Origin of the sequence: Crenothrix polyspora (genome assembly GCF_900163755.1) — a bacterium.
Classification (GTDB): domain Bacteria; phylum Pseudomonadota; class Gammaproteobacteria; order Methylococcales; family Methylomonadaceae; genus Crenothrix; species Crenothrix polyspora.
Genome location: NZ_FUKI01000105.1, coordinates 16,213 through 30,132, shown reverse-complemented (window position 1 = coordinate 30,132; position 13,920 = coordinate 16,213). Strand labels below are relative to the sequence as shown.

14 protein-coding genes are annotated in these 13,920 nt (G+C 43.6%); 3 read left to right on the top strand and 11 right to left on the bottom strand.

All coding sequences use genetic code 11. The features are described 5' to 3' along the window. Window positions 1-38: 38 nt before the first annotated feature. The gene (locus CRENPOLYSF2_RS08115; RefSeq protein ID WP_176371065.1) at window positions 39-470 is read left to right on the top strand and encodes a PEP-CTERM sorting domain-containing protein; all 432 of its coding nucleotides are present in this window, start codon (window positions 39-41) and stop codon (window positions 468-470) included. A gap of 88 nt (window positions 471-558) precedes the next feature. Here the strand turns inward: CRENPOLYSF2_RS08115 and CRENPOLYSF2_RS08110 are convergent, their stop codons facing one another. The 6 genes from CRENPOLYSF2_RS08110 to tilS form a co-directional block, all read right to left on the bottom strand. Then, window positions 559-828 carry a septum formation initiator family protein gene (locus CRENPOLYSF2_RS08110; protein ID WP_087143453.1) on the bottom strand — a complete coding sequence of 90 codons (270 nt, stop codon included), beginning with the start codon at window positions 826-828 and terminating at the stop codon, window positions 559-561. 58 nt (window positions 829-886) lie between these two features. After that, window positions 887-2,167, bottom strand: a complete 1,281-nt coding sequence (eno, locus tag CRENPOLYSF2_RS08105) for a phosphopyruvate hydratase (RefSeq protein ID WP_087143452.1) — start codon at window positions 2,165-2,167, stop codon at window positions 887-889. A gap of 75 nt (window positions 2,168-2,242) precedes the next feature. Continuing rightward, window positions 2,243-2,851 carry a Uma2 family endonuclease gene (locus CRENPOLYSF2_RS08100; RefSeq protein WP_087143451.1) on the bottom strand — a complete coding sequence of 203 codons (609 nt, stop codon included), beginning with the start codon at window positions 2,849-2,851 and terminating at the stop codon, window positions 2,243-2,245. Window positions 2,852-2,875: 24 nt separating this feature from the next. Further along, window positions 2,876-3,709, bottom strand: a complete 834-nt coding sequence (kdsA, locus tag CRENPOLYSF2_RS08095; protein ID WP_087143450.1) for a 3-deoxy-8-phosphooctulonate synthase — start codon at window positions 3,707-3,709, stop codon at window positions 2,876-2,878. Continuing rightward, window positions 3,709-5,340 (bottom strand): CTP synthase, encoded by a 1,632-nt coding sequence (locus tag CRENPOLYSF2_RS08090; protein ID WP_087143449.1) that lies wholly within the window; start codon window positions 5,338-5,340, stop codon window positions 3,709-3,711. Before CRENPOLYSF2_RS08090 ends, kdsA begins: the two co-directional genes overlap by 1 nt. Before the next feature lie 180 nt (window positions 5,341-5,520). Continuing rightward, window positions 5,521-6,852: a tRNA lysidine(34) synthetase TilS gene (tilS, locus tag CRENPOLYSF2_RS08085; RefSeq protein WP_336469722.1), complete on the bottom strand. Its 1,332-nt coding sequence runs from the start codon at window positions 6,850-6,852 to the stop codon at window positions 5,521-5,523. A gap of 225 nt (window positions 6,853-7,077) precedes the next feature. On the opposite strand from tilS, the gene CRENPOLYSF2_RS08080 reads away from it, so the two are divergent. Continuing rightward, the gene (locus CRENPOLYSF2_RS08080; protein ID WP_087143447.1) at window positions 7,078-7,971 is read left to right on the top strand and encodes a tachylectin-related carbohydrate-binding protein; all 894 of its coding nucleotides are present in this window, start codon (window positions 7,078-7,080) and stop codon (window positions 7,969-7,971) included. Between the two features lie 235 nt (window positions 7,972-8,206). After that, window positions 8,207-9,106 (top strand): tachylectin-related carbohydrate-binding protein, encoded by a 900-nt coding sequence (locus CRENPOLYSF2_RS08075; RefSeq protein WP_087143446.1) that lies wholly within the window; start codon window positions 8,207-8,209, stop codon window positions 9,104-9,106. A gap of 181 nt (window positions 9,107-9,287) precedes the next feature. On the opposite strand, the gene CRENPOLYSF2_RS08070 is transcribed toward CRENPOLYSF2_RS08075, so the two are convergent. The 5 genes from CRENPOLYSF2_RS08070 to CRENPOLYSF2_RS08050 all read right to left on the bottom strand — a co-directional run bounded on the left by CRENPOLYSF2_RS08070 (window position 9,288) and on the right by CRENPOLYSF2_RS08050 (window position 13,796). Beyond that, window positions 9,288-9,722, bottom strand: a complete 435-nt coding sequence (locus CRENPOLYSF2_RS08070; RefSeq protein ID WP_087143445.1) for a hypothetical protein — start codon at window positions 9,720-9,722, stop codon at window positions 9,288-9,290. Continuing rightward, window positions 9,723-10,046, bottom strand: a complete 324-nt coding sequence (locus tag CRENPOLYSF2_RS08065) for an STAS-like domain-containing protein (protein WP_087143444.1) — start codon at window positions 10,044-10,046, stop codon at window positions 9,723-9,725. Next, entirely contained in the window at window positions 10,018-11,073 is a 1,056-nt protein-coding gene (locus CRENPOLYSF2_RS08060) for a hypothetical protein (protein WP_087143443.1), read from the bottom strand. Before CRENPOLYSF2_RS08060 ends, CRENPOLYSF2_RS08065 begins: the two co-directional genes overlap by 29 nt. Before the next feature lie 86 nt (window positions 11,074-11,159). Then, window positions 11,160-12,413 carry a serine hydroxymethyltransferase gene (gene glyA, locus CRENPOLYSF2_RS08055; RefSeq protein WP_087143442.1) on the bottom strand — a complete coding sequence of 418 codons (1,254 nt, stop codon included), beginning with the start codon at window positions 12,411-12,413 and terminating at the stop codon, window positions 11,160-11,162. Window positions 12,414-12,446: 33 nt separating this feature from the next. Next, the gene (locus CRENPOLYSF2_RS08050) at window positions 12,447-13,796 is read right to left on the bottom strand and encodes a glycerate kinase type-2 family protein (protein WP_087143441.1); all 1,350 of its coding nucleotides are present in this window, start codon (window positions 13,794-13,796) and stop codon (window positions 12,447-12,449) included. Window positions 13,797-13,920: the final 124 nt, after the last annotated feature.

Below are 13,920 nucleotides of genomic sequence, written 5' to 3'. Positions count from 1 at the left end.
TACTGTCAATAAGTAGCCAAAACCAAAGTGGGCTAAATATGGCTGATGGAAACCTTATTCTGCACAGCAGCAAAGATACACAGAGTATCTTTACGGTATCTTGGCTTATTAAAGAAGGCTTATTAACAGGAGCAACAACTGCTGACCTGGGCTTTACTGTTTTTGAAGCGAATGAAATACCCAGCACATTAAAGTTTTTATTTAATAACGCTGAGCTAGCACATTTTAATATTGCTGCCAACACTAAAAACGAGTCTTTATCATTCGAAATGACACCCTTACAACTGAGCGCGATTAATAGCGGAGGAACTCTTGCGTTAGAAATTAATGGCGCATCCGGTGCTGACTTAAGCCTTGATGCAGTAAGCATAGCCACGGATAATCACGCAGGGAACGTACCAGAACCGGCTTTAATGGGCTTGGTTGGTTTAAGCTTAACGGGACTAGGCCTGTTACGTAAAAAAAAATAAGGTTATTAAATTCATAAATAATTAACAACCTACATCGCTATAACAATAATCCCCGCTATAAAAACATACCAACAAAAAATTTCAGTAACTATTCAATTACCTGAAAAAATGTCTCATCTGCTTTAATCATTCCCAACTCATCCCGCGCACGCTCTTCAATCGCTTCTTGACCTTTTCGCAAATCTAAAACTTCAGCATATAGCGCATAATTGCGATCTTGTTTCTCGGTAACCTGAAGCTTTAGTTCATCAAGCCGTTGCTGGTACAATTTAATCTGTGCAATACTGGCATCACCAACCCATAATCGGTATTGAAGAATACAAATAAACAACAGCATAATAGGAATCAAAATTTTCATAGTCTCTTGAATAAACGAGAGGAAATACGCTTGAATTCCCCTCGTTTTTTGACTTACTTTACAGCATTCTAAAAGCGCTGCGACCTGCATACACCGCTAAATCGCCTAACTCTTCTTCAATTTTCATCAAACGATTGTATTTAGCAACACGGTCAGAACGGCTTAATGAGCCGGTTTTAATTTGACCAGTGCCAGTAGCAACCGCCAAATCAGCAATCGTGGTATCTTCGGTTTCGCCAGAACGATGCGACACTACTGCGGTATAACCGGCGGCATGTGCCATATTGATAGCGGCCAACGTTTCAGTTAACGTACCGATTTGATTGACTTTAATCAAAATTGAATTAGCAATGCCCTTATCGATACCTTCTTGCAGAATCTTTGGATTGGTCACGAATAAATCATCACCCACCAATTGCACACGATTGCCCAATTTTTCGGTTTGGTCTTTCCAACCCGCCCAATCATTTTGATCCAGGCCGTCTTCAATAGAAATAATCGGGTATTTATTGACCCATTCCACAAAAAAGTCATTCATTTCCGCTGAATTAAAGCTACGGCCTTCAGCCGATAATTCATAAAGACCATCTTTATAATATTCAGAAGCCGCTGCATCCATACCTAAGAAGATATCAACACCGGCTTTATAGCCCGCTTTTTCGATCGCTTCTAAAATAACCTCAATGGCTTCTTCGTTAGACGACAAATTAGGCGCAAAACCGCCTTCATCGCCTACGGTAGTTGCCAATCCACGGCTTTTTAACACTTTGGCTAAATTATGAAACACTTCCGCGCCATAACGAATCGCTTCACGGAAAGTGGGCGCACCGACGGGTAGAATCATAAATTCTTGCAAATCAACACTGTTATCCGCATGTGAGCCACCGTTGATGATGTTCATCATCGGCACAGGCATGATGAATTTACCGGATTGGTTTAAATAACGGTACAAAGGCACGCCCGCATCTTTTGCAGCGGCATGAGCGACCGCCATCGAAACCGATAAAATAGCATTAGCGCCTAAACGGGCTTTGTTGTCTGTACCATCTAATGCAATCATTGCCTTATCAATGGCTTCTTGGTCATTAGCATCCAAGCCAACGATAGCCGCACGAATCTCGGTGTTAACGTTGTTAATCGCGTTTAACACACCTTTACCTAAATAACGATTTTTATCGCCATCACGCAATTCAATGGCTTCGCGCTCACCGGTGGATGCACCAGACGGTACCATTGCACTGCCAACAACACCAGAAGCCAAAATAACATCGGTTTCTAAGGTTGGGTTACCGCGTGAATCTAAAATTTCTCTTGCTCTAATATCAACGATTTTACTCATGTTGCTGTCTTGCTCCGAAGATTAAAAAATAAAAACATTCTGTGCCTACGCACACTTTAAAAATAAGGGATGACATTAACTGTCTTTAAATAAAGTGGCTAAATCAATCACTAAATCAGGAAATACAAACGAGATGGCTCGATCATCATCGGCATAACTGTTAATTAATTGATAAGCAGTTTCGTCACCTTGTAAAACAAATTGCTGGATAACTTCCTCGTAAGGATAGACCAGCCAATACTCTTTTACACCGCTTTCTGCGTAAAGCGCGTGCTTAGTATTTACTTCCTTTTTAGAATTACCTTTCGATAAAATCTCAATAATCCAATCCGGCGCACCGTTACAGCCCTGTTCATCCAATTTGCTGCTATCGCAAATCACACAAATATCGGGCTGTACAACCGTGGTGATGTCTTTATTGGCCAACAAAGATTTTTTACGGTCGTACAAGCGCACATCAAACGGTGCCGAAAAAGCACTGCACGATTTATGACTAAAGTAATTAAATAAAGTCCCGCTGAGTTGCCATGAAAGCCGTTGATGCTTAACATTCGGTGCAGGTGACATTAACTGTATTTTACCTTTAATTAACTCTACCGCATCTGCAAACTGCCACGTCAAATAATCGGCATAACTGTAATTAGCGGTTAAATCAAGCTGGGATAATTGCGTAATTTTCATCATGACACCACTATAGCACCACTCACATTACAAGGTTGTTTCAATGAATGGCTGGCGTTTAACCACATTATCTAAAGCCATGAGCGTTTCTAGCAATTCTCGCATTCTGTGTAATGGCCACGAATTGGGCCCGTCACTTTTGGCTTCTGCGGGATTAGGATGCGTCTCCATAAACAGCCCTGCAATACCCACTGCTACCGCTGCTCTTGCCAATACGGGGACGAACTCGCGTTGTCCGCCTGAGTGCGTACCTTGTCCACCGGGCAGCTGTACCGAATGCGTGGCATCAAACACCACGGGGCACGCGGTATCACGCATCACCGCCAAAGAGCGCATATCCGACACCAGATTATTATAACCAAACGACACACCACGTTCACACACCATAATTTGTTGATTGCCGGTGGCTTTGGCTTTGTTGGCCACATGCACCATATCCCACGGCGCTAAAAACTGACCTTTCTTAATGTTGACCGCAATGCCTTGCGCAGCAACAGCCTGAATAAAATTAGTTTGTCTACACAAAAACGCGGGGGTTTGCATCACATCCACTACCGATGCCACTTCTGCAAGCGGCGTATCTTCATGTACATCAGTTAAAACTGGCACACCAATCTGCTGCTTAACTTTCGCTAAGATATTCAAGCCTGTCTCAAAACCCAAACCCCGAAAGGTTTCGTGTGATGAGCGGTTCGCTTTATCAAACGAAGATTTATAGATAAACGGGATGTTTAAAGCGGTGGTCAGCTCTTTAAGATAACCTGCCGTATCAATAGCCAGTTGCTCGCTTTCTATAACACACGGCCCAGCTATTAAAAAAAAGGGTTGGTCTAAGCCTACTTCAAAACCACATAATTTCATTACTTTGCTTCCTTTTTATGTTGCGCCGCCGCTCGCACAAACCCCGAAAACAACGGATGCCCGCCTCTGGGTGTCGAGGTAAATTCAGGATGAAACTGACAGGCTAAAAACCACGGATGATCAGGAATTTCAATCATTTCCACCAAACGTCCGTCAATAGATTTACCGGAAAAGCGCAAACCAGCCTGTTCCAGGCGATTATAATACTGATTATTAAACTCATAACGATGGCGATGACGCTCGGTAATCACATCTTGTTGATAGGTTTGATGCGCCAAAGAACCGGGCTGTAACTGACATTGCTGGCCACCCAAGCGCATGGAGCCACCCAAATCGGTTTGCTCGTCACGGATTTCTAACTGGCCGCTGTCATCCATCCATTCGGTAATTAAACCAATCACCGGATGCGGCGTAGTTGGCAAAAACTCGGTACTGTGCGCACCTGCCAACCCTGCGACATCTCTGGCAAACTCGATGACCGCCACTTGCATACCCAAACATATCCCTAAATACGGAATTTTATGCTCACGGGCATAACGCACGGTAGCAATCTTGCCTTCCACACCGCGCTCACCAAAACCACCCGGCACCAAAATAGCATCTACATTGTTGAGCTGCGCAATACCTTCATCCTCAATAGTCTCGGAATCAATATAAACAATTTCCACCTGGTTCAGCGTAGAAATACCCGCATGAATCAGCGCTTCATTCAGCGACTTATACGCATCGGAATGATCAACATATTTACCGACAATAGCAATCGTCACCTCGGCGGTCGGGTGCGTTAACGCTTCCACAACATTACGCCATTCGGTTAAATCGGCAGGGGGTACATTCAGGCGTAGCTTATGCACAACAATGTCATCCAAGCCTTGTTCGTGCAATAACAGCGGAATACGGTAAATCGAATCGGCATCCACCGCAGAAATCACCGCTTTTTCTTCGACGTTGGTAAACAAGGCAATTTTACGGCGCTCACTTTCAGGAATCGCCTGTTCGGAGCGGCAAATCAGAATATCCGGCTGAATACCAATAGAACGCAATTCTTTAACCGAATGCTGCGTCGGTTTGGTTTTTATCTCGCCCGCCGAACGGATATACGGCACCAAAGTTAAATGAATAAACAGTGACCTGTCCGCGCCCAACTCAAAACGCATTTGCCGGATGGCTTCCAAAAACGGTAAAGATTCAATATCGCCGACCGTGCCGCCCACTTCAATCAGCGCCACATCCATGCCTTCGGCACTTTGGTAAACACGGCTTTTGATTTCATCGGTAATATGTGGAATCACCTGGACGGTAGCACCCAGATATTCGCCTCTGCGCTCACGTTTCAGCACGCTGTCGTACACCTGGCCCGTGGTAAAACTGTTTTTCTTGGTCAGTGTGGTTTTAAGAAAACGTTCGTAGTGACCTAAGTCCAGATCAGTTTCTGCACCGTCTTCGGTTACAAACACTTCACCATGCTGAAAAGGACTCATCGTGCCCGGATCAACATTAATATAAGGGTCTAACTTGGTCATGGTTATCTTGAGGCCACGCGCCTCAAGGATTGCAGCAAGCGAGGATGCGGCAATACCCTTGCCTAGCGAAGATACAACTCCGCCGGTAATGAAAATGTATTTTGTCATGTGGGATTTAAAGCTCAGAGTCGATCTGAAGAAATTACGTAAAACCAGTGCATTTTAATCGACATTACGATATTCGTCATGATGTTTCAGGATTTATTTACCAAACCGCACAAAATCGGCTTAAATTATGGCCATAATTTAAGCCGGTGTGATTTTTCATCTGTCGAACAGACTCGGTTATTAATCCTGTCTCTGCAATACCAGACGCAATGCGGCCTCATTCTCAGTGTAGAATTCCGCATTAATCCATTTATCGCCTACGGCAGCGAGTTTATCATCCAGATACACCAGAGGTATTGCAGCCCGTTGCCACGGGGGGATACCGGCTTCCTGAAATAAGTTTTTCAGTGCATGGCGACCCTCACGCTTAGGTAAGGCGATTTTCTCACCGCCGCCACGAAATTTAATCACTACCGTGGCATTAAGCCATTTTTCTTCAGCAATACCCTGCGTGGCAGGCATACACGATAGCCATTGCTTATTAGCCATAAGTACCGATACCGCACCTTTAGGCCAACGCATATCGACCAATACAGCAGGCTGCATTTGCTTTAAACAATACAGCTTATCGCGGTAACGCCGAATACTAACGCCCTGCCCTGTTAATAACGGCTCGCTGTCTTGCCGCGCACCAACGACTTCCACTAAAATTCGTGTGACAAAACCCTGTGCAGGCATTTTTAAGCCTAAGTGCTGAAACCACGCACGTATAATATGCGCGTGCTGTGCAGTCTCAAACGCAAGTAAGCGCTGTAGCGATAACGTGTTGTCATCGACATTAAATACTGTTAAAAACCATGTTTGTGCGATGTGCCCCAGCATAGTTTCAGCACTGGCGCAATGTACAGCAGAACGCGAAACAGTTTTATCCAACGCGGGCCAGCGCTGTTTTAATAACGGCACAATAGCGTTACGCAAAAAGTTACGATCATAATCGCTGTGCGCGTTACTGGGATCTTCAATCCACTGTAACTGATGCGTACGGGCATAATCCATAATATCTTGCTTGGCTATATTTAACAAAGGTCGTAGCATAACGCCTAAACCAAAAACCATAGACTCCGGCATGCCCGACAAGCCACGCAAACCACCACCACGGAACAATTGCAAGAGTACAGTTTCCAATTGATCTTCTCGGTGTTGGGCAACTAACAAAGCACAATCTGGCGCGATCAAATCTTTTAGTGCCGAGTACCTTGCATTGCGAGCGGCTTCTTCGGGGCTTTCACCGGGTTGCGGCATGGCATTAACCCGTAACACTTTAAAATTAACAGACAAGGCTTGCGCACTGTGTTGGCAATGCTCTGCCCAAGCTTCTGCTTGAGGCTGCAAGCCGTGATGCACATAGACGGCGGTAAGCTTGTCTTTTAACTGCGCGTCCGATGCGCACAAATGCAATAACACATGCGAATCCACACCGCCACTGTAAGCCACGATTAAGCGCGATACGCTGTGCCCGCTAATTTGCCTTGCTATAGACGATAAAAGACTCATGGCATTCATGGTATCCATTTCCAAAGGCTGTCACACACACTCAGTTGCGATAATGCATTAAAATAGCTTTACACTACTTTTATTTAAAATAACTTAAAATTACAACTACTAACAAAATAATTGTCTTTTTATTTTACATAACAAAGTATAATGCTTTCAGCTACAAAGAAGTAAAATAAATTAATTTCTCAATCTAATTTATTTGTAGCTCCATTAGTAACAATTAATTTTATGAGTCCTTAAATGAAACACCCAAACAATTCGAGCGACGCTAACGCCAAGGTCGCCTCACTCTTGCTACTATTTTTCTACCTGATTGCTTTTATCTCACCGGCTCATGCTGGCCAATCTTCTTATGCGGCATTTGGCGACCGCCAAGGCGACATTTACACTATTGCCAATGATGGCAAGCTACGCTGGTTTCGACATAATGATCGCATGGTTGGCACGCTGTTAGCCACTAGCCAAAAACCAATAATCGTAGGCAGTATGGCTATCTTAAATGACTGGTTCACAACCAAAGTTATTCCCAGTACCGATGGGGTTATTTACATGGTTGACAGTGCTGGGCAATTATTATGGTCTCGCTATGACACTAAATTTCCTGACAACCAGCAATGGATTAACCGTGATAAAATGACGGTAATCAATAACGGTTGGCAAAATTATCAACATATTTTTGCCGGCGGCGATGGTGTTATTTATGCCATTACCAACACAGGTAAAATGCACTGGTTTCGACATACCGGCTGGCAAGATGGCTCCAACGCATGGGCAAATGACAGTGGTAAACAAATCAGTAAAGGCTGGCAGGGAACACTTAAAATATTCTCCGGTGGCGATGGCATCATTTATTCCATCTTCAAAGATGGACGACTGCGCTGGCACAGGCATCTTGGCCGATTAACAGGCGCTAATAACTGGACATATAACGGTACGCAAAGAACCATAGGTTTTAACTGGCAAAACTTTCACCAAGTGTTCTCCAGCGGTGATGGCATTATCTATGGCACTACCGCTAACGGTGACTTTGTTTGGCATCGACATGCCGGCTGGTTAACCGGTGCAGAATCTTGGACACCTGCTCCAGCCATGAATTCTGGTAGGGTTGTGGCAGCAGGCCAAACCTTACGTTAGAGTATTTACCAATCCGCTGAGTGCAGCGAGCGGCGGATTAGTTAACTGATCCGCCGTTATCAATCCAGTATATTTTTTAAGCACACCCCACAGTCAGAATACTTTACAACATTTATTTATATGCCTGATTTACAAAATAAAGTATAGTTGACTACGGTATCACAATACCAAAACTCATTTCACGTTACAAAAATGCACTAACTTCATTGTTCACGTTTATTTTGGAACCCTAAAAATGAAATCTATTTATTTTTTGATCAATCGCTGTAACAAAGCTACGCCATTCTTATTATGCATGTTTATGTGTTTAAGTGGATTAACCTTACCGGCACACGCTATTCAACCTGCTTATGCCGCATTTGCCGATGGCGATGGTGACATTTACGTCACGACCAAAAACGGTACATTGCACTGGCTGCAACACACGGGTCGCATGTCCGGCGCAGACAGCTGGGTCAATTTTGGCGCATCTAAAGTTGTAGGCGACAAAGCAACCAGCAAAAATCTACTTAACACCAAAATGTTTTCAGGTGACGATGGCATCATTTACACTATAAACAATAAAGGTCAATTACTCTGGTCGCGCCATGACGGTCGATTTAACGGCAGCCAAGTTTGGACTAACGGCAATAAATTATCAATCATCGGCAACGGCTGGAATAAATACAGCCATGTTTTTTCAGGTGGTGATGGCATTATTTACGCCATAACAACCGATGGAAAAATGCTCTGGTTTCGCCACACAGGCTGGCTTGATGGCACTGCCAAATGGACAGCCGACAGTGGTAAGCAGGTTAGCAAAGGCTGGGTAGGCGTACTCAAGGTATTTTCCGGCGGCAATGGCGTTATTTATTCTATTATGCCATCTGGTCGTTTACGTTGGCACAGACACGACGGCCGCTTAACCGGCACCGATAATTGGGTTAATGCCGGTGTACACAGCGTGGTCGGCTATAACTGGCAAGGTTATCGACAAGTATTCACCGGTGGCGATGGCATTATTTATGCCATAACCGCCAAAGGTGATCTACTTTGGCACAGGCATACTGGTTGGCTAACCGGCAAAGACACTTGGGCTCCGATACCCGCTACAGATGCAGGCCGAGTAATTATGAGTGGTTTGGCTATAAATTAACATCAGACATTTTAATTTAAATTAATAACAGTAATTACACATACTCCGATCTGTCAGATTTTTAAAATCTGACAGATCGATAATTAATCACTAACAACTAATTGTTCGGTTTTAAAGATGGTAATCATGTTTCTCCTTTGCTTCTTTGATCCCACAAATTTTATCCCAAAAAATTTACACATTACCTGAAATCATTACTAAATTTCATTTCTATTTCATGAACAAGATTGTCTTTTGTTGAGTATATTTTATCCAGTAATTCGCTATTATCTGGCTGGCAAATATAGCTTGACGAATCAAAGTTATTAAGTGTTATAGCCCTCTTAAAATCAGAATATTTTCTAAAGTTATTATTTGAAATCAATTTTTCACGAGTAATAACTTTAATAAGACGATCAAGTAATATTTTTATTTCCTTACTAAGTTGCTCATTATTATGTGCGCCTTGATGATACTCAACAGCTTTACTTTCAATTGAATTGATATCAACATGAGTTCTATCAATTAACGATCGTTTTTCTTTTCTCAATTCCCTTTTGTTGTTACGCCAATCAACAAAAAACCATCCAGCGATTACCAGCGCATAAGTAATAAATTGGCATTTTTCAGATACCATTTACTTCTCTTCTTCTGCTTCATCGATATAATCTATGATTTCATCTGGAATAGTTGGATCGTTGTTTGATATAAATGTAAATGCCTCAAGAATTTTTGATTTACTAAACCCCAATCTTACAAGACCACCGAATGCTTCTTCTAAAAATGATGAACCGTAACCTCTTGCTCCATCAAATATAATATCTGCGTGTTGATTTCGATTTAATGTATCGATTAAAAACTCCTCTCTAAACTTTGTACCACTGCAAGGCCCATCTGATAAATATCTACCAGCTGGATAACGACTGAAGTCTTTAGCTATGGTAATTACTGATTTGCTCATAATTTTTTCCTTCTTGCCTCTGAATAGGAATAGTCCACTCAATTATTGTTCCATGAATTGAACCTTTAAAATCTTCCATAGAATTCTTTCCAGAAGAAGTGTAAACACCTCTATTACTATAAATTTTTATTCTTCCATTTAATTCATTAGTAATGGAGTTAATCATTTGATTTAATCCATGACCTCGCCCTTGCTTATTTGTACTTGTCTTTTTTAATGCGGTTGCTTCTTTAACAATTAAACTATCACTTGGTTTTTGCAGTAAAATTCTTTTCCATAGAATAGGGTGTTTTATTGGGATTGTTTCAGGAATTCCAACACCTAAATCACAAAAAGCAACATATAAAACGCCATCTTTTTCTTGAGATAACATCCACCAATTTTTTACAGTTATATTGTTATCTAAATTATCTTTTCTTGGCATCAAGTGCGCATGTTGATGCGAATTAAGCATGGCCTCTGTTAATCCAACGTACAACTTACTGTTAAGTGCTTCTGTAATTTTCCCATCATACTTATCCAAAATAGCCTCGGTTTTTTCACCTTCTGCTTGTAAACCCGAAGCGAACTGCCAGTATTGAATATTATTGGCATGGGAAGTAGCCACATTACATTGTTTTCCTAACATTTTAAAAAATCCAAGTTTTTTGAAAACTTGTTTGACTTTTCTATTAATTGGAAATTCACATTTTATTTTTACATCAGGCTTTTTTAACTTGATGAAGCGATCTATTTCCGCAATAAACAACAATGTAGCACTCGGCTTCAATTGTTCGATATTTTTAAGACTAATGCAAATGTCTTTTTCTAAGACAATAACGTGACGGCCAATATCATTAATTAATTTTAACAGTTGATTCCTACTACTATTTTTACTAATGCTAAGCGTATGGGGGGCACTTAGCACCGGTAAATTTGAAATTGATTTTTTGGTATATCTTCCGATACTTTTTTTACGGTGTCTTTTTAAAATCCTCTTTAAACGTCTAAGATAATGTATTTTTTGCTTAAATGTTGGTTTTTTCATTCGTAGTGATTTACTTCAAGTTGCCACAATCCATTGCCCCCCATCCCAATATCATATTAATTGAACTTGAAAAATTACTGGCCGATTTAACCATACACCGGAAATCGCTTACACAGCGCACTCACTTTCTCGCGCACCGCTGCAATCAATGCATCATCTTCCATATTTTCCATCACATCACACATCCAGCCCGCCACCTCAATCACATCCGTTTCCATAAAGCCGCGTGTGGTCACCGCAGGCGTACCCACGCGGATACCGCTGGTTACAAACGGCGATTGCGGATCATTCGGCACCGCGTTTTTATTGACCGTGATATGCGCCTTACTCAACGCCGCATCCGCCGCCTTTCCAGTAATACCCTTATGAATCAACGACACCAGCATCAAATGATTATCCGTGCCACCCGACACCACATCAAAGCCCCGCGCCATAAACACCGCCGCCATCGCCTGGGCATTTTTAATCACTTGCGTTTGATACACCTTAAACTCAGGCTGCATGGCTTCTTTCAAGGCCACCGCCTTGGCTGCAATCACATGCATCAACGGCCCGCCCTGTATGCCAGGAAAAATATTGGAATCAAACTTCTTTTCCAACTCAGGATTGCTTTTACACAGAATCAAACCGCCACGCGGCCCGCGCAACGATTTATGCGTGGTTGTGGTTACAACATCGGCAATCGCCACCGGATTCGGATACACACCCGCCGCAATCAAGCCCGCCACATGTGCCATATCAACAAACAAATACGCACCGACCTTATCGGCGATGTCTCTAAAACGTTGCCAATCCCACACCCGTGAGTAGGCAGAAAAACCCGCCACAATCACTTTAGGCTTGTGTTCCAAGGCCAAGGCTTCAACCTGTTCATAGTCGATTTCGCCGGTCTCTGGATTTAAACCGTATTGCACTGCATTGTAGATTTTACCGGAAAAATTCGGTTTCGCGCCGTGGGTCAGATGCCCGCCACTGGCCAGGCTCAAGCCTAAAATGGTATCGCCCGGCTGCACCAAGGCCATAAACACCGCCATATTAGCCTGTGAACCCGAATGCGGCTGTACGTTGGCATAATCCGCACCAAACAGGGCTTTGGCACGGTCAATAGCCAGTTGTTCGGCTTTATCGACAAATTCGCAGCCACCGTAATAGCGCTTGCCGGGGTAACCTTCGGCGTATTTATTGGTCAGCTGCGAACCTTGCGCCTCTAACACGCGGGGGCTGGCGTAGTTTTCCGAGGCAATCAGTTCGATATGATCTTCCTGACGTTGGCGCTCTTCTTCCATCGCTTCGAATAATTCATCATCGAAACCGGCAATTGTCATCATTTTGTTAAACATTTTATCTCCTGAAAAGCATGCAATTAGTAGGGGTTACGGTAGGATTAGCAGTATCTGTAAATCGGCCACGTTGGTGCCAGTGGCGCCGGTCATCAGTAAGTCGTGTGAAGTTTTTAACGTCACGTAGGAATCGTTATTGTCGAGCAACTCACCTGGATTGATGCCTGCGGCGATCATGCGTTGTATTGTACCTGAATCCACCATGCCACCGGCAGCCTCTGTGGGACCGTCGCGGCCATCGGTGCCACCGCTTAAAAATACCCAGTTACCGGGTAAATTGTGGTGCTGTGCGCTGATGGCAAAAGCCAGCGCCATTTCCTGATTGCGCCCACCTTTGCCATTACCTTTTAATGTTACAGTGGTTTCGCCACCCGCTATAATGGCCAGCGGCTCACCCATAGAGCAAATGGTTTTTTTGGCAAACAGCACCAGTTTTTCGGCTTCATCCCGTGCTTCGCCGCGTAGATGATCACTGTACAACAACATAAAATAGCCATTCGCTTGAGTAGCTTGCATCACGGCATGAACACTGAGGGCATTGCTGCCTATCAGCGTGTGCGATGCGTGAGCAAATACCTCGTCACCCGATTTGGGTGTTTCGGCAATTTGGCCGTCACGTCCGTGTTCCAAATGCCGCTTTACGTTGGCGGGAATTTTATCCGCTAAATTTTTAGATTCGAGTATCGAAAGCGCATCCGCATAGGTGGTTTCATCTGGCACTGTTGGGCCGCTGGCTATGGCACTAATATCATCGCCCAATACATCCGACAAGATCAACGCATGCACATCCGCAGGATACGCCAGCTTGGCCAAACCGCCACCTTTCAGCTGCGACAAATGCTTACGCACGCAATTCATTTGGTTGATACTTGCACCGCTGGCCAATAATAAATCCGTGGCGGCAATCTTGTCTTGCAAAGACACCGTCTTAACCGGATAAGGCAATAAGGCCGAACCGCCACCGCTGATTAATACCAGCACCAATTCATCTTTTTGTGCGGCTTCGGCGATTTCTGCACAGATTTGTGCCGCCTTAAAACCACGCTCATCCGGTAACGGGTGGGACGCGGCTAATAACTCAATCCCATCCAAAGCGATGACATTATCATCATTGGTGACCGCGATACAGCAAGCCAACAAATGGACAGGGATAACCTCCCTGGCAGCTTTAACCATTGCACAGGCCGCTTTGCCAAAAGCAATCACATGCACTTTTGGCCAAGTGCCATATCGCTGACTGCCATCCGCCAATATCAATCCGAATCGATTGCCATCCGTCAGCATATGACGTTTTACTGCCAGATAAGGCTCAGCCGCTTCTACGCCTATTTTAAAGCAGACAAGTGCATGCCGTCTGAGTGAGCCTATCGCTGTATTTATCATTATTGACGAAAATCAAGCATTAAGCAGCCAGGAATAGACGGATATTCCGTTATCCATACACCATCCTCGTCCCTATCAATCGTAATTATAAATTTCATGGTGGCATACCCAGATTAATGTAATG